The 18,709-nt window shown below is 68.5% G+C and carries 20 protein-coding genes and 2 pseudogenes; 16 read left to right on the top strand and 6 right to left on the bottom strand.

The features are described from left to right. Positions 1 to 70: 70 nt before the first annotated feature. The 7 genes from A4R44_RS06875 (at position 71) to A4R44_RS06845 (ending at position 6,583) form a co-directional block, all read left to right on the top strand. Positions 71 to 751: an SDR family NAD(P)-dependent oxidoreductase gene (locus A4R44_RS06875; protein WP_067577391.1), complete on the top strand. Its 681-nt coding sequence runs from the start codon at positions 71 to 73 to the stop codon at positions 749 to 751. Positions 752 to 759: 8 nt separating this feature from the next. Continuing rightward, positions 760 to 1,908 carry a galactonate dehydratase gene (gene dgoD / locus A4R44_RS06870; RefSeq protein WP_067577390.1) on the top strand — a complete coding sequence of 383 codons (1,149 nt, stop codon included), beginning with the start codon at positions 760 to 762 and terminating at the stop codon, positions 1,906 to 1,908. A 34-nt stretch (positions 1,909 to 1,942) separates the two neighbouring features. Beyond that, positions 1,943 to 3,370 carry an adenylosuccinate lyase gene (purB, locus tag A4R44_RS06865; RefSeq protein WP_067577388.1) on the top strand — a complete coding sequence of 476 codons (1,428 nt, stop codon included), beginning with the start codon at positions 1,943 to 1,945 and terminating at the stop codon, positions 3,368 to 3,370. 145 nt (positions 3,371 to 3,515) lie between these two features. Next, positions 3,516 to 4,319 (top strand): ABC transporter substrate-binding protein, encoded by an 804-nt coding sequence (locus A4R44_RS06860; protein WP_067577386.1) that lies wholly within the window; start codon positions 3,516 to 3,518, stop codon positions 4,317 to 4,319. A 20-nt stretch (positions 4,320 to 4,339) separates the two neighbouring features. Next, on the top strand, positions 4,340 to 5,101 hold the full coding sequence (locus A4R44_RS06855; RefSeq protein WP_067577384.1) for an ABC transporter substrate-binding protein: 762 nt from the start codon (positions 4,340 to 4,342) through the stop codon (positions 5,099 to 5,101). A gap of 4 nt (positions 5,102 to 5,105) precedes the next feature. Then, the gene (locus tag A4R44_RS06850) at positions 5,106 to 5,846 is read left to right on the top strand and encodes an amino acid ABC transporter permease (protein WP_067577382.1); all 741 of its coding nucleotides are present in this window, start codon (positions 5,106 to 5,108) and stop codon (positions 5,844 to 5,846) included. Beyond that, the gene (locus A4R44_RS06845; protein ID WP_067577380.1) at positions 5,843 to 6,583 is read left to right on the top strand and encodes an amino acid ABC transporter ATP-binding protein; all 741 of its coding nucleotides are present in this window, start codon (positions 5,843 to 5,845) and stop codon (positions 6,581 to 6,583) included. Before A4R44_RS06850 ends, A4R44_RS06845 begins: the two co-directional genes overlap by 4 nt. A gap of 249 nt (positions 6,584 to 6,832) precedes the next feature. On the opposite strand, the pseudogene A4R44_RS50055 reads toward A4R44_RS06845, so the two are convergent. Then, positions 6,833 to 7,012: pseudogene (locus A4R44_RS50055) on the bottom strand (NUDIX domain-containing protein); the annotation flags it as partial. 113 nt (positions 7,013 to 7,125) lie between these two features. Here A4R44_RS50055 and A4R44_RS45355 point away from each other — a divergent pair. Next, positions 7,126 to 8,020, top strand: a pseudogene (locus A4R44_RS45355) (MOSC domain-containing protein). Here the strand turns inward: A4R44_RS45355 and A4R44_RS06840 are convergent. Continuing rightward, positions 7,903 to 8,697, bottom strand: a complete 795-nt coding sequence (locus tag A4R44_RS06840; RefSeq protein ID WP_067577378.1) for an S-adenosyl-l-methionine hydroxide adenosyltransferase family protein — start codon at positions 8,695 to 8,697, stop codon at positions 7,903 to 7,905. The pseudogene A4R44_RS45355 and the gene A4R44_RS06840 sit on opposite strands and share 118 nt — an antisense overlap. A gap of 47 nt (positions 8,698 to 8,744) precedes the next feature. Here A4R44_RS06840 and A4R44_RS06835 point away from each other — a divergent pair, with 47 nt between their 5' ends. From A4R44_RS06835 to A4R44_RS06820, 4 genes are all read left to right on the top strand, one after another. After that, positions 8,745 to 9,626 (top strand): phosphoribosylaminoimidazolesuccinocarboxamide synthase, encoded by an 882-nt coding sequence (locus A4R44_RS06835; RefSeq protein ID WP_067577375.1) that lies wholly within the window; start codon positions 8,745 to 8,747, stop codon positions 9,624 to 9,626. A gap of 61 nt (positions 9,627 to 9,687) precedes the next feature. Next, positions 9,688 to 10,509 carry a helix-turn-helix transcriptional regulator gene (locus tag A4R44_RS06830; RefSeq protein ID WP_095213217.1) on the top strand — a complete coding sequence of 274 codons (822 nt, stop codon included), beginning with the start codon at positions 9,688 to 9,690 and terminating at the stop codon, positions 10,507 to 10,509. Positions 10,510 to 10,539: 30 nt separating this feature from the next. Beyond that, positions 10,540 to 11,376: a patatin-like phospholipase family protein gene (locus A4R44_RS06825; RefSeq protein WP_067577373.1), complete on the top strand. Its 837-nt coding sequence runs from the start codon at positions 10,540 to 10,542 to the stop codon at positions 11,374 to 11,376. An 858-nt stretch (positions 11,377 to 12,234) separates the two neighbouring features. Then, entirely contained in the window at positions 12,235 to 12,765 is a 531-nt protein-coding gene (locus A4R44_RS06820) for an NADPH-dependent FMN reductase (protein WP_095213216.1), read from the top strand. Here A4R44_RS06820 and A4R44_RS06815 read toward each other — a convergent pair. Together A4R44_RS06815 and A4R44_RS50050 are read right to left on the bottom strand one after the other, a co-directional pair. Next, the gene (locus A4R44_RS06815) at positions 12,755 to 13,039 is read right to left on the bottom strand and encodes a hypothetical protein (RefSeq protein WP_067577371.1); all 285 of its coding nucleotides are present in this window, start codon (positions 13,037 to 13,039) and stop codon (positions 12,755 to 12,757) included. The two genes, A4R44_RS06820 and A4R44_RS06815, sit on opposite strands and share 11 nt — an antisense overlap. 264 nt (positions 13,040 to 13,303) lie before the next feature. Further along, on the bottom strand, positions 13,304 to 13,585 hold the full coding sequence (locus A4R44_RS50050; RefSeq protein WP_232791518.1) for a hypothetical protein: 282 nt from the start codon (positions 13,583 to 13,585) through the stop codon (positions 13,304 to 13,306). On the opposite strand from A4R44_RS50050, the gene A4R44_RS50045 reads away from it, so the two are divergent. Both A4R44_RS50045 and A4R44_RS06805 read left to right on the top strand, forming a co-directional pair. After that, positions 13,469 to 14,062: a class I SAM-dependent methyltransferase gene (locus A4R44_RS50045; protein ID WP_369805853.1), complete on the top strand. Its 594-nt coding sequence runs from the start codon at positions 13,469 to 13,471 to the stop codon at positions 14,060 to 14,062. The two genes, A4R44_RS50050 and A4R44_RS50045, sit on opposite strands and share 117 nt — an antisense overlap. An 89-nt stretch (positions 14,063 to 14,151) precedes the next feature. Next, positions 14,152 to 14,850, top strand: a complete 699-nt coding sequence (locus A4R44_RS06805; protein ID WP_198545190.1) for a DUF2334 domain-containing protein — start codon at positions 14,152 to 14,154, stop codon at positions 14,848 to 14,850. On the opposite strand, the gene A4R44_RS06800 is transcribed toward A4R44_RS06805, so the two are convergent. After that, the gene (locus A4R44_RS06800) at positions 14,847 to 15,482 is read right to left on the bottom strand and encodes an MBL fold metallo-hydrolase (protein WP_067577367.1); all 636 of its coding nucleotides are present in this window, start codon (positions 15,480 to 15,482) and stop codon (positions 14,847 to 14,849) included. The two genes, A4R44_RS06805 and A4R44_RS06800, sit on opposite strands and share 4 nt — an antisense overlap. A 200-nt stretch (positions 15,483 to 15,682) precedes the next feature. On the opposite strand from A4R44_RS06800, the gene A4R44_RS06795 reads away from it, so the two are divergent. Together A4R44_RS06795 and A4R44_RS06790 are read left to right on the top strand one after the other, a co-directional pair. After that, complete coding sequence (locus A4R44_RS06795) at positions 15,683 to 17,179, top strand: aldehyde dehydrogenase family protein (RefSeq protein WP_067577365.1); 1,497 nt, start codon at positions 15,683 to 15,685, stop codon at positions 17,177 to 17,179. A gap of 9 nt (positions 17,180 to 17,188) precedes the next feature. Continuing rightward, the gene (locus A4R44_RS06790; RefSeq protein ID WP_067577363.1) at positions 17,189 to 18,352 is read left to right on the top strand and encodes an alpha-hydroxy-acid oxidizing protein; all 1,164 of its coding nucleotides are present in this window, start codon (positions 17,189 to 17,191) and stop codon (positions 18,350 to 18,352) included. A gap of 4 nt (positions 18,353 to 18,356) precedes the next feature. Here the strand turns inward: A4R44_RS06790 and A4R44_RS06785 are convergent, their stop codons facing one another. After that, on the bottom strand, positions 18,357 to 18,698 hold the full coding sequence (locus A4R44_RS06785) for a hypothetical protein (RefSeq protein WP_067577361.1): 342 nt from the start codon (positions 18,696 to 18,698) through the stop codon (positions 18,357 to 18,359). Between the last annotated feature and the right edge of the window lie 11 nt (positions 18,699 to 18,709).

Raw genomic sequence — 18,709 nt, 5'->3', positions numbered from 1 at the left:
CTAGCAGGCAAATTATAAATTACTAATTATTCTTGACCGCTGCTCCGGTGCCGCGGCATGCTTGCGAACCATGCGCACTGCCGTGGTGACCGGTGCGGCGTCCGGGATCGGCGCCGCGACCGCCCGTCAGCTCGACGCCGACGGCTACCGGGTGATCGGCGTCGACCTCGCCCCGGTGCCCGGCGGCGTACCGGGCGACGTGACGGATGACCAGACGTGGCAACGAGTTCTCGACCTTGCGGGCGAAGTCGACGCAGTGGTCAGCAACGCGTACCTGCCGACTTTGGGCCCACTGCACGAAACAGACCGCGCGCAATGGCAACGACAGCTCGACGTGAACCTCACCGCGTCCTACCTCGCCGTCCGGACCTGCCTGCCTTCGCTGCGGTCTCGGCGCGGCTCGGTGGTGCTGGTTTCCTCGGTACACGCCCGTTTCGGGCTTCCCGGACATCCGGCGTACGCGGCCAGCAAAGGCGCGTTGGTGTCTCTGGCCCGGCAACTGGCCGTGGAGTACGCGCCGGATGTCCGGGTGAATTCGGTGCTTCCCGGTCCGGTCGAGACCGAGGCATGGGGCCGGATCAGCGCGGAAGACCGCGAACGCAGCACTCGCGCGACACCCGCCGGACGGCTCGGCGACCCGGCCGAAGTCGCCGCGGTGATCGCGTTCCTGCTCTCGCCCGCGGCTTCGTTCGTGACAGGGGCGGAGCTGACCGTCGACGGCGGCTGGTCGGCCGCGAAAGATTCCGCTTAGGAGACAGGGTGCAGATCACCGGGATCGAAACGTTCCTCGTCGCGCCGCGCTGGTTGTTCCTCAAGATCAGTACCGACGAGGGCATCACCGGCTGGGGCGAACCGGTCGTGGAAGGGCGTGCCGGTACCGTCCGCGCGGCCGTGCACGAGCTGGCCGAACTGCTCGTGGGGAAGGATCCGCTGCGCATCGAGGACCACTGGCAGGTGCTGCGCCGAGGCGGCTTCTACCGTGGTGGTCCGGTGCTTTCGAGCGCGCTCGCCGGGTTCGATCAGGCGTTGTGGGACATCGCGGGCAAGGCCCGGAACGCACCGGTGCACGAGCTGCTCGGCGGTCCGGTGCGCGACCGGGTGCGGGTGTATTCGTGGGTCGGCGGCGACCGTCCGTCGGGGATCTTCGACGCGGTGTCCGCGCAGGTCGAGCGGGGTTTCACGGCGGTGAAGATGAACGTCGCCGGTCCGCTCGGGCCGATCGCCGCTCCGGCCGAAGCGAGTGCCGCGCTGGCTCGCGCCAGGGAGGCCAGGGAAGCGCTCGGACCCGACCGGGACCTGGCGATCGACTTCCACGGCCGCGTCGCGCCCGCGATGGCGCGCCGGCTGGTGAAGATGCTCGAAGAAGTACAGCCGATGTTCGTCGAGGAGCCGGTGCTGCCGGAACTGCCCGCTGACGTGGTCAGATCGGTGGTCGAGGCAGCCACCGTGCCGATCGCGCTCGGGGAACGGCTGTTTTCGCGCTGGGAGTTCAAACCGGTGCTGGACGCGGGCGTCGCCGTGGTGCAGCCGGATCCGTCGCACGCGGGCGGCATCTCGGAGCTGCGCCGGATCGCCGCGCTGGCCGAGGTGTACGGCGCGAACCTGGCCCCGCACTGCCCGCTCGGCCCGATCTCGCTGGCCGCCGCACTGCAGGTCGCGTTCGCGACGCCGAACTTCCTCATCCAGGAGCAAAGCCTCGGCATGCACTACCACGACGGTCGCGAGCCGGTGGCTTATCTCGCCGACGACGCGTTGTTCCGGTTCACCGACGGCTACGCCGCGCGCCCGACCGCGCCCGGCCTCGGCATCGAGGTGGACGAGGAGGCGGTCCGCCGCGCCGACGAGACCGGACACGCCTGGCGGTCGCCGGTGTGGCGGCTGCCCGACGGCAGCTTCACGGAGTGGTGACCGCCGCGCTGACCTGCGCAGGTATCGTGGCCGCGTGACGGACAAGCCCCGCATTCCGAACGTGCTCGCCGCCCGCTACGCCTCGCCTGAGCTGGTGGCGCTCTGGTCGCCCGAACGTAAGGTCGTGCTCGAGCGACGGCTGTGGCTCGCCGTGCTGCGGGCTCAGGCCGAACTGGGCGTCGAGGTGCCCGAAGGCGTTCTCGATGACTACGAGCGTGTGGTCGAGCAGGTCGACCTCGACTCGATCGCCGCGCGCGAACGCGTCACCCGGCACGACGTGAAGGCCCGGATCGAGGAGTTCAACGCCCTCGCCGGGCACGAGCACGTGCACAAGGGCATGACCTCGCGCGATCTCACCGAGAACGTCGAGCAGCTGCAGCAGCTGCGGTCGCTGGAACTGGTCCGCGGCCGCGTCGCCGCGGTGCTGTCCAGGCTGGCCGCGCTCGCCGTCGAACACTCCGATCTGGTGATGGCCGGCCGCTCGCACAACGTCGCCGCGCAGGCGACCACGCTCGGCAAGCGCTTCGCGACCGCCGCCGACGAGCTGCTCGTCGCGTTCTCCCGGCTGGACAACCTCATCGAGCGCTACCCGCTGCGCGGCATCAAGGGCCCGGTCGGCACCGCGCAGGACATGCTCGATCTGCTCGGCGACGAGTCCACTTTGGACCAGCTGGAATCGCGGATCGCCGAGCATCTGGGCTTCGGCAACCGGTTCGTCAGCGTTGGCCAGGTGTATCCGCGTTCGCTCGATTTCGATGTGTGCTCCACTGTGGTCCAGCTGGCCGCCGCGCCGTCCAGCCTCGCCAAGACGATCCGGCTGATGGCCGGGCACGAGCTGGTCACCGAGGGCTTCAAACCGGGCCAGGTCGGGTCCTCGGCCATGCCGCACAAGATGAACACCCGCTCGTGCGAACGCGTGAACGGCCTCGCCGTGGTGCTGCGCGGCTACCTGTCGATGATCGGCGAACTGGCCGGCGACCAGTGGAACGAGGGCGACGTCTCGGATTCCGTCGTGCGCCGCGTCGCGCTGCCGGACGCGTTCTTCGCGCTCGACGGCCTGCTCGAAACCTTCCTCACCGTGCTCGGCGAATTCGGCGCGTTCCCGGCCGTGGTCGAGCGTGAGCTTGATCGCTATCTCCCGTTCCTCGCGACCACGAAGGTGCTCATGGCGTCCGTGCGCCGGGGCGTCGGGCGTGAGACGGCTCACGAGGCCATCAAGGAGAACGCCGTCGGAGTCGCCCTCGCGATGCGCGAACGGGGGGCGGAGAACGACCTCCTCGACCGGCTCGCGGCCGACGAACGCCTCCCGCTCGACCGCGCTGACCTGGACGAACTCCTCGCCGACCGGATCTCGTTCACCGGCGTCGCCCCGCGTCAGGTCGAAGAAGTCGCGGCGCGCGTCGAGGACGTGCTCAAGCGGTTCCCGGACGCCGCGGCGTACGCGCCGCAGCCGATTCTGTGAGTGCGCGCACGTCGTCCACGTGCTGAGACGGCATTACTCGATCGGGCGAAGCTTTTAGTCTTCCTGCCGAACCCGGAAGCGCCAGGCCGCCACCCGCGGCCTGGCGCTTTCCTGTCTGCGCATCCCGGATATTCAGGAAGAAGTCATGAGAAAGATCCTCAGCACGCTCGCCGTCGTAGTCGCCGCCACCGCGGGCCTTACGGCGTGCGGATCCTCGGACGCTGCCGGGGAAACCCTGCGCGTCGGCACCCTCGCCGACGCCCCGCCCAGCATCTACCTCGAAAACGGCCAGTTCACCGGGTACGACAACGAACTGCTGCGGGACATCGCCAAGCGCGAGGGCTTCCAGGTCGAGTTCGTCGGCACCGAGTTCTCCGGCCTGCTCGCCAAGGTCGCCGGCGGACAGCTCGACATCGGCAGCTCGACGATCTCCGCGACCGCCGCGCGCAAGAAGACCGTGGCGTTCAGCAACGGCTACGACACCAGCTACACCACCGTCGTCAGCAAGAAGGGCGCCGCGCTGCCCGCCGCGAACTCGTTCGCCGGCAAGCGGGTCGGTGTCGTGCAGGGTTCGGTGCAGGACGAGTTCGCGGGCAAGCTCGCCGGTGCGCAGGTAGTCCGGTTCCCGGACTACAACGCCGGTTTCGCGCAGCTGAAGACCGGCGGTCTCGACGGCTGGGTCGTGCCGAAGGACATCGGCCAGAAGTACCTCGACCAGAACCCGGCGATTCCGCTCGAATTCGGCTACACCGTCGCGGACAAGGACACCCCGTCGGCCTTCGCGGTCGCCAAGTCGAACCCCGAGCTGCTGAAGAAGATCAACGACGGTCTCGCCAAGGCGATCGCCGACGGCACCGCGGCCCGGCTGCACGCGCAGTTCTTCAAGGAAGCGCCGGTCGCGAAGGAGCTGGAGAAGGGCGGCCCCGGCCTCCCGGTGGCGAACTCCTGATGCGCGGGCACACTGGTGGCATGAAGAAACTGATCGTCACCGCCCTCGCGGCGGCACTGGTCGCCGGTCTCACCGCGTGCGGTGGCGACGCGGGCGAGACCCTGCGGGTCGGCACGCTGAGCGATTCCCGGCCCAACGCGTACCAGGAGAACGGTGAATTCACCGGCTTCGACAACGCGTTGCTGAAGGACATCGCCGCGAAAGAAGGCCTGAAGCTGGAATTCGTGGCGACCGATTTCTCGGCGCTGCTCGGCAGCGTCGCGAACGGCCGGTTCGACATCGGCAGCTCGGCGATCGCGCAGACCGACGAGCGCAAGAAGACGGTGGCGTTCAGCGATCCCTACAACTACCAGTCGCTCGGCATCGAGGCGAAGGCGAGCGCGGGCATCTCCGACGAGAACTCGTTGACCGGCAAGCGGATCGGCGTGGTGCAGGGCACGGTGTCGGACACCTGGCTCGCCGCGAACGCGCCGAAAGCGCAGGCGGTCCGGTTCCCGAACGACGCGGCGGCGCTGAGCGCGCTGAAGTCGGCGGCGATCGACGGCGCGGTGTTCGACCAGGTGTCCGCGGAGGACTACGCGACCAAGAACCCCGAACTGAAGGTCACGAAGGCGATCACGACCAGCATCCCGCACGGATACGCGGTGCGGAAGGGCAACACCGAACTGCTGGGCAAGCTGAACGACGGCATCAGGAAGGCCGTCGCGGACGGCACCTGGGCGAAGGTGCACCAGCAGTTCGAGCCGAGCATTCCGGTTCCCGCGGATTTCAAGACGAAGTAGCCCGATGGATCAGTTTTTCGACACTTTCCTCAACTGGACCTACATCTGGGAAGTTTTCCCGGACCTGCTCAGGACCGGCCTGCTGAACACCCTGATCCTGTCGGTGGCGGCGGCTATCATCGGGACCCTGCTCGGCATGGTGCTCGCGGTGATGGGCCTGTCCACCAAGCGCTGGCTGCGCTGGCCCGCGCGGGTGTACACGGACATTTTCCGTGGCCTGCCCGCGATCCTGACGATCCTCGTGATCGGCCAGGGCGTCGGCCTGCTCGCCCGTAGTGTGGTGGGGAACAACCCGTACCCGCTGGGCATCGCCGCGCTGAGCCTGATCGCCGCCGCCTACATCGGCGAGATCTTCCGGGCGGGCATCCAGAGCGTCGACAAAGGACAGCTGGAAGCGAGCCGCGCGCTCGGCATGAGCTACCCCAAGGCGATGCTGCTGGTGGTGATCCCGCAGGGCGTGCGGCGGGTGCTGCCCGCGCTGGTGAACCAGTTCATCGCGCTGGTGAAGGACTCGACCCTGGTGTACTTCCTCGGTTTCCTTACCTCGCAACGGGAACTGTTCCGCATCGGTCAGGACCTCGCGGCCAACACTGGCAACTTGTCGCCGCTGGTGGCCGCCGGGGCGGTCTACCTGGTGATCACCGTGCCGCTGACGCACCTGGTGAACTACATCGACAAGCGGCTGCAGACCGGTCGCAAGGTGACCGCGGAGAGCAACGAAATGCTCGCGGGTGGGACGGTATGAGTACAGCGATTCGTTCGTCTTCGGTGGAACTGAAGGACATCCACGTCCGGTTCGGGACGCTGGAGGTCCTGCGCGGGGTGAACCTGAAGGTGCCGAGCGGCAGCACCACGTGCGTCATCGGCCCGTCCGGTTCCGGCAAGTCCACGCTGCTGCGCTGCGTGAACCGCTTGCAGGAGCCCGATAGCGGGGACCTGCTGCTGGACGGGGAAAGCGTCATCTCCTCGGATCCGGACGCGTTGCGCCAGCGGGTGGGGATGGTGTTCCAGCACTTCAACCTGTTCGGACATCGTTCGGTGCTGGACAACATCGTGCTCCCGCTGCGCAGTGTGCGCGGTCTGTCCAAAGAGGACGCGGCAGAGGTCGCCCGGACGCGACTGGCGGAAGTCGGCCTAGCGGACAAGGCCCCGTACCGTCCGGCGGCGCTTTCCGGTGGTCAGCAACAGCGGGTGGCGATCGCTCGTGCGCTGGCGATGGAACCGGAAGTGATGCTCTTCGACGAGGCGACGAGTGCGCTGGACCCAGAACTGGTGAAGGGCGTCCTGGACCTGATGGCTGGGCTGGCTTCGCGGGGTCTCACTCTGATCGTGGTGACGCACGAGATGGGGTTCGCCAGGAGCGTGGCCGACGAGGTCGCGTTCATGGACGCGGGGCGGATCGTGGAGCAGGGGACGCCGGAGCAGGTGTTCGAGGCTCCGGCTAGTCCTCGGTTGCAGCAGTTCTTGTCGCAGGTTTTGTGAGGGGACGGCCGTCTTCGCCGACACTGTCGCCGGTCCGCGCGGCTTGCCCGGGCAATCTGGAGCCGCCGGACCGGCGATGGTGTTGATCGCTGAGTGGCCTCGTCGATCGGCAGCAGGTGCACGGCCAGGATCTCCGGGTCGGTGAGGGCGCGGCGGGCGGTTTCCTTCGAAGATGAACGCGAGCCCATCCGGCATCCGGCCGTCGTCCGGTGCGTAGTCGATGGCCAGCAACGGGCCGAGCGGGCGCTCGATCCCGGTTTCCTCGGCTTGTTCCCAGCGCGCTGTGCGCCATGGCGGCTCGCCCGCGTCGCACACCCCGCCGGGTATGTCCCAGCTGTCCTTATCGGACGGCTCGACGAGCAGGACGAGTCCGGTGTCGTCGCGAAGCAGGGTGCCTGCCGCGATCCGCTTCCGCGGCAGCGAGCGCACATATTCGTCGAACGGCAGCAGCTCCACGGGTCCGCAGGGGTACCGGCGCGGCGACGGTCCGTGCGGGATCGTGCGCCCCAGTCGCCTTCGGGCGAGCAGGTACCGTAAATCCCATGGGGACGATCTCGCGGCTCACCTACTACCCGGTCAAAGGCTGTGCCGGCACGACCGTCCAGTCCGCCGACGTGACCCCCGCCGGTCTCGCGCACGACCGCGAGTTCATCGTCACCGCGGCGGACGGCGACTTCCGCAGCCAGCGCCGCTTCCCCGTCATGGCCGCCATCCGGCCCCGCCTCCTGGACGGCGGCACTCGCCTCGCCCTGTCCGCGCCGGGGATCGAAGACCTGACCGTCGAGGTCCAGAAGGACGGCCAACGGCACCCCGCGTCCACCTTCAACTGGACCGGCGAGGGCGTCCACCAGGGTGCCGACGCCGCTGAGTGGTTCTCCATCGTGGTGGGTCAGCCGTCCGTGCTGCTCGGCGTCACCCCGGAGCATGACCGCGTCACGAGCGGTGAGACCCCGGGCACCGCGAGGTTCGCCGACGGCCACGCGATCCTGGTGATCTCCGAGTCCTCTTTGGACCACCTGAACGAACGGATCGCCGAGCGCGGCGGCAAACCGGTGCCCATGGATCGGTTCCGNGTTCCGGCCCAATCTCGTGATCCGCGGCTGGGCGGAACCGCACGCCGAGGATTCGGTGCGCCGGATGGAAGCCGGCGGGGCCGAGTTCGCCTACGCGAAGCTGTGCGTCCGCTGCGCGGTGCCGATGGTCGACCAGGAAACCGGCAAGCGCTCCGGTCCGGAGCCGATTCGCTCGCTCGCGGCGTACCACCGCGACCCGGCGGGCGGCGTCCTCTTCGGTATGAAGGCGGCGGTGACCCGGCCCGGTCAGCTGGAGGTCGGCGACGAGGTGATGGTGCATTCCTCGGTCGGCCCGATCCGCAGCACCGAAGCCGCCGAACCGCCGTTGACCGCGACGGCCAGTTTGCCTGCCGAGTCGGTGTAGACGAGGTTCGCGCCACGCGGCACGTCGGCGAAGGTCCGGCCGATCGTGGCGGACACCGCGACGTGCGCGCTGTGCACGGTCACCGCACCGGCCAACCCGGTTAGTTCGAGGTCGGCGGGGGCGGCGGCGAGCTGGACGTTGCCGAAGTGGTCGACGGTCAGCACGTCCGACACGAGCTTGCCCGGGAACGCTGCGATCAGCGGTTCTGGCAGTCGCACCAGGTCGCGGATCGCGGGGCCGAAGGAGCCGGGGTGTGCGCCGAGAGCGAGCTTCGCAGCGACAGGGGCGAAGATGTCGCGGCCGTGAAAGGTCGCGGACGTCGGCGTGCGCACGTCGATCACGTACGCCGCGTACACGCCGCCTAGCGCCTCTGCGGCGGGTAGGAGCAGACCGTTGTCCGGGCCGACCAGGATGCCGTGCGTCGCGACGACCACGATGCCGCGACGCGCAGTGCCGACGCCTGGGTCGACGACAGCGAGGTGTACGGCCTCAGGCAGCGACGGCACGGTCTGCGCGAGCACTGCCGCGCCTGAGCGCACCTGCTGCGGCGGTACGAGGTGAGTCACGTCGAGAACACGTACGTCGGGCGCGATGCCGGCGATGACCCCGTGGCAGGCGGCCACGAAGCCGTCGTGCAGCCCGTAATCGGAGGTGAACGAAATCCAGCGGTAGGCCATGACCTGCATCATCCTCGCTGTAGCGGTGCTCGGGTTAGGGTGCAGCAGTGACGACGCTCGCCGATTACCCGAAGATCGCCGCCGGAAAAGTCCGGGACCTGTATGCGGTCGGGGACGACCACCTGCTGCTGGTCACCTCGGATCGCATCTCCGCTTATGACTTCATCCTGGACCCGCCCATCCCCGACAAGGGCCGCGTGCTCACGGCGATGAGCGTGTTCTGGTTCGAGCAGTTGTCGGACCTGGTCCCGAACCATCTTGACGCGTACGACGACCCGCGCATCCCTGCCGAGGTACGCGGGCGCGCGCTGCTAGTACGCCGCCTCGACATGCTTCCGGTCGAAGCTGTCGCACGCGGGTACCTCACGGGGTCCGGTTACTCGGACTATCAGCGTACGGGCGCAGTGTGCGGCGTAGAGCTGCCCGAAGGGCTCGTCGAGGCATCGAAGCTGCCGTCGCCGATCTTCACGCCAGCGACGAAGGCGGCGTTCGGCGAGCACGACGAGAACGTTTCGTTCGACGCAGTGGTCGCGACTATCGGCGCGAAGCGCGCGGAGGAGCTACGCGAGGCGACGCTCGCGGTGTACCACCGTGGCGCGGAAGTGGCGGCGAAGCGCGGAATCCTGCTGGCGGACACGAAGTTCGAGTTCGGCGTGGACGAGACGGGCGCGCTGGTGCTGGCGGACGAAGTGCTGACGCCGGATTCGTCGCGGTACTGGCCGGCGGAGGGGTACGAGCCGGGAAGGGTGCAGCCGTCGTTCGACAAGCAGTACGTGCGCAATTGGCTGACGGGACCGGAGTCGGGCTGGGACAGGGCGTCGAACGTACAGCCGCCGCCGTTGCCGAGTGAAGTGGTGGAGGCGACGAGGGGAAGGTATGTGGAGGCGTACGAGAGGATGACGGGGTTGTCGCTGGAGGACTGGATGTAGCAGGGGAAGGCCCAGGGAGAGAACCCCGAAAACTGTCGGCACCCCCTGACAGACTGCAACCATGACCACACCGTACGCAACACCGCGCGCGAGGGCATTGGGCCTGGAGTTACGCGCGGCGCGGGAGAGAAGAAGACTGGGTGTAAGAGAGTTGGCCCGGTTGCTGGGGATGACGCCTGGTTTCGTGACGAACTGGGAAAGAGGACTGCGGCTGCCGAAGCCGGAGGACATCGGAGCGGTCCTGGCGCACTGCAGGGTGATCGGGCCGGATCGCAGGCGAATAGTGGAGATGGCGCGAGGAGCGCGAGAGCAGGACTGGATAGACAGCGGCGGAGAAGAGCCGTACCTGGAGTGGGAACGCACGGCGGAGGCAGTGTTCGGCTGGGAGCCGGAAGTAGTGCCGCCGCTGTTGCAGACGAGCGGATATGCACGAGCGCTGTTGTCGAGTGCTTCGGGCGTTGTCGCGGACGAAGTGGACGCGCGGGTAATCGAGAGGTTGTCGCGGCGAGCGGTGCTCGATTCGGGCACGCGGTGTGTGCTGGTGCTGGGGGAAACGGCGCTGCACAAGAGGATCGGTGGCGCGGAAGCGATGGCGGAGCAGCTGTGGCACCTGCGCGAGCGGCTGGCGGAAGGCAAGGTCGAGGTGCGAGTGGTCCCGGCGGACCGTCGTCCCGATCTGGGCAGGGCATTCACAATTTTTGATTTCGAGGACCTGCCCTCGATCGTCCACGAGCGGTTGCTGCGGGAAAGCGCGAGCAGTTCGAGTCCCGCGCGAGTGGCGAAATATCGTGAGGTAGCGGAAACGTTGCTGGAGCTGGCCTTGCCGAAGCCCGAGACGGACGCCCTGCTGGAGTCCGCGCTTCGGAAATTGTCGGTGCCGTAGGGCAGAGTGGGTTCCGGTGAAAGGAGCGGCATGAGCCGAGCTTTGGTGTTGGGCGGCGGTGGCGTCGCCGGGATCGCGTGGGCGACCGGTTTGCTGACCGGGCTGGCGGAAGCGGGCCAGGACGTGACCGATGCCGACGTGCTGATCGGCACGTCGGCGGGCGCGGCGGTGGCGGCACAGCTGGGCAGCGGATTGCCGCTGCCGCAGTTGTACGCGCGGCAAACCGATCCGGCCCGGCAAGCGGCGGAGATCGCGGCCGAGTTCGACCCGGAAAAGTTCGGCGAGGAGTTCGCCGCGGTGCTGGCCGACGGCGGCACCGCGGCGGAAATCCGCCGGGCGATGGGGAAGTATGCCCTGGCCGCGGAAACCGTCCCGGAACCGCGACGGCGCGCGGTGATCGAATCCCGCCTGCCGTCCCACGAGTGGCCTGCGCGTGCGGTGAAAATCGTTGCGGTGGAAGTGGAAACCGGTGAACCATCGGTGTTCGACAGCTCGTCCGGCGTCTCGCTGGTCGCCGCGGTGGAGGCAAGCTGCGCGGTGCCCGGCATCTGGCCAGCGGTGCCAATCAACGGCGGGTGGTACGTCGACGGCGGCGTCCGCTCCTCCGCGAATGCCGACTACGCAACAGGTTTCGCCCAGGTGACAGTGGTCGTCCCGATGGGCGCGGCGGAGGCATTCCCGGTGGAGCGGCCGTTCGATCAGGTGCTGGCGGACCTGCGCTCGGCAGGCGCGAAGGTGGCGGTACTGGAACCAGACGAGGCATCGGTCACGGCGATCGGCCCGAACCCGCTGAACCCGGAAACCCGATCCACCGCCGCGGCGGCGGGGTTGGCACAGGGACAACGGGGAGGGGTGGTGTGGGAGTGAGGTCAATGCGCCACCAGGCGGCTGGTTGTTGACCCAGCCGTTCTTCGGTTCGGGTTGGGTGTTGGCCTTGGCGGGTCGTTCTTCGGTTCGGGTTGGGTGTTGGCCCCGGCGGACCGTTCTTCGGTTCGGGCTGGTTGCTGACCCCGGCAGGCCATTCCCGGTTCGGGCTGGTTGCTGCCGGTTTCGAATCGGCGTGGTGCCTGAGCTGGGCTGGCCATCGGCGGGTTGCCGGTTCCGGCGAGGGTTGGCTTGCCGTGGGTTTGAGGCGTGGGCGGAGCCTTCGCTGGGTGGACTCTGCCTACGAGCTGCCGGTTCCGGCGCGGGCTGGTTGCTGCTGGTTTCGAGTTAGCGCGGAGTCTGAGTTGGGCGGCGGGCTTGTCGGTGGCCTGTCCGGTTCCGATGAGGTCTGGTCGCTGCCGGTTCCAGCTTGGCGCGGAACCTGAACTGTGCTTGTTGCCGGTTCAGCGCGGGCTGGTTGCTGCTGGTTTCGGGTCGGCGCGGAGCCTGAGGTCGGCGGGTTGCCTGCCGTTGCCACTTCCGGTGGGGCTGGTCACTGCCAGTTCCAGGTCGGCACGCAAGGCGCATCCGGCTGACTTTCGCCGAGTCCTGCCAGTGTCGGAGCGGACTTGTCGGCTCCAGGCCGCTCCGGAGTCGGTACGCCGCGATGGCGACCTGATTCGCCGCCAATCGTTCACCGCCAAGCTCGGCACGTCCGGGAAGCGCGTCCGGGAAGCGCGTCCGGGCCGGCGCGGCCGGGGTCGGGCGGCGATTGTGTTCGCGGGGTAACAGCGGGTGAAAGTCAGGAGCGCCCCGAAAAGGCGACCCCGCGACAGCCGCCGCGCTGGCACACTGGGCTTCGTGCTTCTGCTCATCAGCGGCAGTCTGCGGGCCGGTTCGGTCAATGGGGCTGTCATCACGACCGCGGCCGGCTTCGCGGCGTCCACTGTGTACGGTGGCCTCGACGGGTTGCCGCACTTTAATCCGGACTGCGATCGGGATCCGTTGCCCGTTGAGGTCGTGGCGTTGCGGGAAGCGATCGCGGCGGCGGACGGTGTCCTGTTCTGCACCCCGGAGTACGCCGGCGGCCTGCCGGGTTCCTTCAAGAACCTGCTCGACTGGACCATCGGCGGTGGCGAGATGTACGGCAAACCTGTCGCGTGGATCAACGCGTCTTCGGTCGCCGCGCCGACTGGGGGCGCGGACGCGCACGACTCTCTCCGCAAGACTCTCACCTACGCGGGCACCCGCATCGTCGACGACGCTTGTGCGCGGATTCCGATTCCTCGCCAAGCTGTCGAGAACGGGACCCTCATCGACCCCGACCTGCGGGGGCGGGTCGCGGTCGCGGTGCGGCGGCTCGTGGAGGCCGCCAAACCGGTCAATCCGTGAGTCGCTGAGCCCAGTCGAGAAAACTGTCCCGCTCGGCACCGGTCAATACCGCGGCGGGCGGGGTGTTCGGAAGGGCTAGCACTACGGCGTCCTTCGGCAGGTCGCGAACCTGTTCTTCGGCAAGGGAAGTCGGCGCCACCGCCGAAGCCCGGAACAGGAAGGCCAGCGGTCCGGACCCCGAAGACTCCACGATTTCGACGCGGCCGCGGCCGAAATCCCGCAGTTCCCTGGGCAAAACAGCGGCCTGCACGGAACCTGCGGACAGAACGATCACGGGCCGCGTTTTCCCCGGGATGGAGCCTGGTTCGGCGCGTAATCCGCTGCCTTCCCAGGGTATTGCCGGAACAGCGGATTTCCGTCGCCACAGGGCCATGGGGCGCAGACTAGTGCGAAAATCGGTGGCACTGCGGCATTTGCCCGGTTATCGTCCGCAAGCGTAAGTTACGAGCATCCCCTCGCTTACCTCATCGGCATCGAAGGAGCGGCGCTGCTCCGCGCGTTCACCGGCGAGCACGATCGCGAGTTTGTCGAAGCGCGGTTAGCTGAGATCCGCGCGCTGCTTGCTGACGACGACCTGGCCAAGGGGGTCGAGGTAACGCAGCTCGCCCCGCAAGATGGTTACGCTCGTTGGGCCGCCGCGTATGACTCCGGCGAGAACGTTGCCTTCGCTGACGAGCCCCACCTCGCGGCGATCCTCGACGCTATCCCTCCCGGTCGTGCGCTCGACGCTGACTGCGGCACCGGACGTCTCACCCGCCTTCTGGCCGAACGCGGCCACCACGTCGTCGCCGTTGACGGTTCGCCCGAGATGCTCAGCCACGCCAAGGCTGACTCGACTCTCGTCGCTGACCTGCATGAACTTCCGGTCGACGACGGTTCGCAGGACGTCGTGCTGTGCGGTCTCGCGCTGTCGCACATGCCGGACCTGGGACCGGTGATCGCGGAGTTCGCCCGGGTCCTCGCCCCGGGCGGGCATCTCGTCCTCTCCGATGTGCACCCTGAGCAGGTCCAGCGCGGATCGATCCCGTCCGTACGCACAGCTGACGGTGACCCGGCTCGGGTACGGACGAGTCATCACCGCGTCGGTGACTACCTGCGTGCATTCTTCGCCGCGAGCCTCGCGCCGGTGAGTTGCGAGGAGCCGACGCCCGCATTAGCCGAACCTCGCCACGTCCCTGGCGGTGGGCCGTGGGATCTCTGGCCGTGGTCGCTGAACGGCCTGGTGCCGGACGCCTTGGCTGCGGCGGCGAAGGATGTGCCGTCGATGCTCATCTGGCACTGCCGCAAAGCCGAATAAACCCAGCGGTGACTGTCCGCCGCGTAAGTCTCACTCGTAGTTCACGGAGCGGTCAGGCGGTCGCCACCCGGCTGCGGCGCAATGGTGGCGTGGATGCTCGCCTGCTGGTCTCGCTGTCCGGGGTCACCACGCGCACGCTGCACCGATGTGCGCATCTGGCGGCCGAACTCGAACGTCGGCATGTCCCGCTGTCGATCCTGCATGTCGCGCGCACCGAGGACGGGCCCGTCACGGCCTGGGTCCGTACGCGCGCCGCAGCGGGCGACTCGGTGCTGCTCAACGGCTACGACCACCGCATTCCGCCGACACATCGTGCCGTGCACCTGGGGCGTAAGGCCGAGTTCGCCGTGCTTCCTGCGCACGAAGCGCGGCTTCGGCTCATCGCCGCGAAGGCCGCCCTCGACGCGACCGGTGTGACTGTCGACGGCTTCGCGCCACCGCGTTGGCTCGCGTCGCCTGGCACGGTGCAGGCGTTGCGGGAGCACGGCTTCACGCTGTGTGCCGACCAGAACGCCGTACGGGACCTGGTGACCGGCGAGATCCAGCGCGCGCGGGTACAGGACTTCACGAGTCAGTCGCACCGTACGGAGACTGTCCGCTGCTTCGCGCTCGTACTGGCCTCCGCGCGGGCCGCTCGCCGAGGCGGGTTGGTACGGCTTGGCATTGACGCCGCTGACCTCAGCCGCCCCGGCTTGCGGCAGGCGTTGCTGGACGCGGTGGACGTCGCCCTCGAAAACCGGGCTTTCGGAAGCACCTACGGCTCCCTGCGTCACACCGCTCCCGCCTAGACCTCTGTCGCGACGCCTCGCTCCAGCACCTTCACATCGGTGCCTTCCGGGGCGAGGTTCTGGAACAGCCCGTAGTGCATCGCCGGGTTGGCCAGCACCGCTTCGTGGATCGGCACCGAACGGCGCGGCCCGACCGCGCGCAGGAAGTCCACGGCTTCGCCCGCCTTCAGCCACGGGGCCCCGGTGGGCAGGCCGAGCACGTCGACCTTCTGCTCGGGCACGAAGAACGAGTCGCCCGGGTGGTAGAACGCGCCATGGTCGACGAGGTAGCCGATGTTCGGGATCACCGGGAAGTCGGCGTGGATCACCGCGTGCTCGCCGCCGACGACCGACACCGAGGTGCCGCCGAACTCGAACGCGTCGCCGGGCCGCGCGACCTCGAACTCCAGGTGCAGCTTCTCGATCGCCTCGGCCGAGCCGGGGTCGACGATCAGCTTCGCGTCCGGGTTCGCCTTGAGCAGGCCGGGCAGCCGCTCGACGTCGAGGTGGTCGAAGTGCTGGTGGGTGATCAGCACCGCGGACAGTTCGCGCTCGTCCTCGAAGCCGGTGGAGAACGTGCCGGGGTCGAGCAGAATCCGCTCCGCGGCGGTCTCGAGCAGTACGCAGGAATGTCCGAAATGGACGATCCGCATCAGGTTTTCTCCTTATCAAGATCGGTCGGTTCAACCTTACGCTCCGGGCCTGGTCCACGAGGGCGTCCAGCGAGGGCTCCCGGTCGGAGGACTTTCCGCGCCAGCTCCTGAGATGCCATGCTGACGGGAAGCCCGGGCAACTGTTGGCAGAGTGTCAGCAACCTCGTAGCCTGGGGGTTCACCGAGACGGGGAGACGCCGATGACCGCGGTCCAGCCGAAGCCGACGCCCGTCGGCGAGACGTTCGAGTCGCTCAGCCCGGCCACCGACGAGGTCGTGGGCACCTACCCGGTGCACACGGCCGAGCAGGTCAGCTCCGTTGTCGAGCGGGCGAGGGCGGCCGCGCGCTGGTGGGACGGCCTCGGCTTCGCCGGCCGCGCGGAGCGGCTGCAGCGCTGGAAGGGCGTGCTCACCCGGCGGCTCCCGCAGCTGTGCCAGGTCGTGCGCGACGAAACCGGCAAGCCGATCGCGGACGCCCAGCTTGAGAGCGTGCTGGCGATCGAGCACATCGCGTGGGCGGCGAAGAACGCCCGCAAGGTGCTCGGCAAGCACCGCCGCTCGTCCGGCCTCCTGATGGCCAACCAGGCCGCGACCGTCGAATACCTCCCGCTCGGCGTCGTCGGCGTGATCGGGCCCTGGAACTACCCGGTGTTCACCCCGCTCGGCTCCATCGCGTACGCGCTGGCCGCGGGCAACGCCGTCGTCTTCAAACCGAGCGAGTACACCCCCGGCGTCGGGAAGTGGCTGGTCGACGCCTTCGCCGAGGTCGTGCCCGAGCAGCCGGTGCTGCAGCTGATCACCGGCTTCGGCGAGACCGGTGCCGCGCTGGTCGGCTCCGGCGTGGACAAGATCGCGTTCACCGGCTCCGCGGCCACTGGCAAGAAGATCATGGCCGCCGCCGCGAACACCCTGACCCCGGTCGTGATCGAGGCGGGCGGCAAGGACGCGCTGCTGGTCGACACGGACGCGGACCTCGAAGCGGCGGCCGACGCCACCGTCTGGGGCGCGTTCTCCAACTCCGGCCAGACCTGCATCGGTGTCGAGCGCGTCTACGTGCACGAACGCGTCCACGACGAGTTCGTCGCGCGGGTCGTGGAGAAGGCGAAGAACGTGCGCGCCGGCTCCGACGAGGACGCGCAGTACGGCCCGATCACCATGCCCTCGCAGCTCTCGGTGATCCGCAGCCACATCGAGGACGCGCTGAAGCGCGGCGGGAAAGCGCTGGTCGGCGGCGTGGAGAGCGTCGGCGACCGCTATGTCCAGCCGACCGTGCTGGTCGACGTGCCGGAGGACTCCGAGGCAGTGCGCGAGGAGACGTTCGGTCCGACGGTCACCATCGCCAAGGTCCGCGACATGGACGAAGCGGTCGAGAAGGCCAACGCGACCAAGTACGGCCTCGGTTCCACGGTGTTCTCGCGGGCGCGCGGTGCCGAACTGGCGTCGCGGCTGCGCGCGGGCATGACCGCGGTGAACGCGCCGCTTTCCTTCGCCGGCATCGCTTCGCTGCCCTTCGGCGGCGTCGGCGACTCCGGCTTCGGCCGGATCCACGGCCCGGAAGGGCTGCGCGAGTTCGCCCGCCCGAAGGCCGTGGCCCGGCAGCGGTTCACCGCGCCGCTCACGCTCACTTCCTTCTCCCGCAAGGAATCCACGGACGCGCTGGTCGCCAAGCTGGTCACCGTCCTGCACGGCAAGCGTTAAGGAGAACTGTTGCCCGGCTTCGGCGATTTCCAGCACGAGATCTACTTCGCCGGGTTGTCCGGCCGCGTTCCTGACCTGCCGATGTCGTACGCGGAACTGGAAGCGCGTGCGGCTCAGGCGCTTCCGCCGTCCGTACTGTCCTATGTGGCCGGTGGTGCGGGCGACGAGCGGACCCAGCGCGGGAACGTCGAGGCATTCGAGCGCTGGGGCTTGGTCCCGCGGATGTTCGTGGGCGCGAAGGAACGCGACCTGTCGGTGGACCTGTACGGGATGAAGCTGCCGTCGCCGCTGTTCCTCGCGCCGGTCGGGGTGATCGGCCTGTGCGCGCAAGACGGCCACGGCGATCTCGCGACCGCGCGGGCCAGCGCACGAACGGGCGTGCCGATGGTCGCTTCGACGCTGAGCGTCGACCCGGTGGAAACGCTCGTCCCGGAACTGGGCGACACCCCTGGGTTTTTCCAGCTGTACACGCCGACTGACCGTGACGTCGCCGCCTCGCTCGTGCAACGCGCCGAGGCAGCGGGTTTCCGCGGCATCGTCGTCACGCTCGACACCTGGGTGACCGGATGGCGTCCGCGCGACCTGTCGACGGCGAACTTCCCGCAGCTGCGCGGGCATTGCCTGGCCAACTACTTCACCGACCCGGTGTTCCGGAAACGGCTCGGCAAGGCTCCGGAGGACGACCCGGCGGCCGCCGTCGGACTGTGGGCTCAGCTCTTCGGCAATCCGCTGACCTGGGAAGACCTGCCCTGGCTGCGGTCGCTGACCAAGCTTCCGCTGCTGGTGAAAGGCATCCAGCAGCCCGACGACGCCCGCCGCGCCATCGACGGCGGGGTCGACGGGATCTACTGCTCCAACCACGGCGGACGGCAGGCCAACGGCGGTCTCCCAGCGCTGGACTGCCTCGCCGAAGTGGTCGACGCCGCGGACGGCACGCCGGTGCTGTTCGACTCCGGCGTTCGCTCCGGAGCCGACGTGGTCAAGGCGCTGGCCTTGGGTGCGACCGCGGTGGGCGTCGGCCGCCCGTATGCCTGGGGGTTGTCGTTGGCTGGTGAAGACGGCGTTGTCCATGTGCTGCGTACCTTGCTCGCTGAAGCTGACTTGATCATGGCTGTGGACGGCTATCCGACCCTGGCCGATCTCACCCGCGAAGCACTGCGGAGAGTCGGCTAGACGCTTACGAGGGCAGGAAGTACCCCTCGCTCTCGTCCCACGGGATGTCGAAATCGTCCAGGTGCACGTGCCACTGCGCGTTCGGAAGGGCTCGGCGCAACTCGGTCACCGAGCTCAGCACGTGTTCGAGCGCCGGCATCACGTGCTCGACATCGAACGGCATCTTGGTGGACCCGGCCACGATCGCGTCCGGCTCGCTTCCGCCTTCCTCGTACAGGAAGAGGGATTCCTCGTCCGGGTAGGGAAAAGACGACTGGCGTGCGGTGACGACGCGCTCGACGGCGGCGGTCTCGGCAGCGGTGAGCGCGGTCGCCCGGCTCGCGTTGTAGTAAAGGGAAGTGCTCATGGGCCAGACTG

Origin of the sequence: Amycolatopsis sp. M39 (assembly GCF_001651785.1) — a bacterium.
Classification (GTDB): Bacteria; Actinomycetota; Actinomycetes; order Mycobacteriales; family Pseudonocardiaceae; genus Amycolatopsis; species Amycolatopsis rubida.
This window is presented reverse-complemented; position numbering and strand designations above follow the sequence as displayed.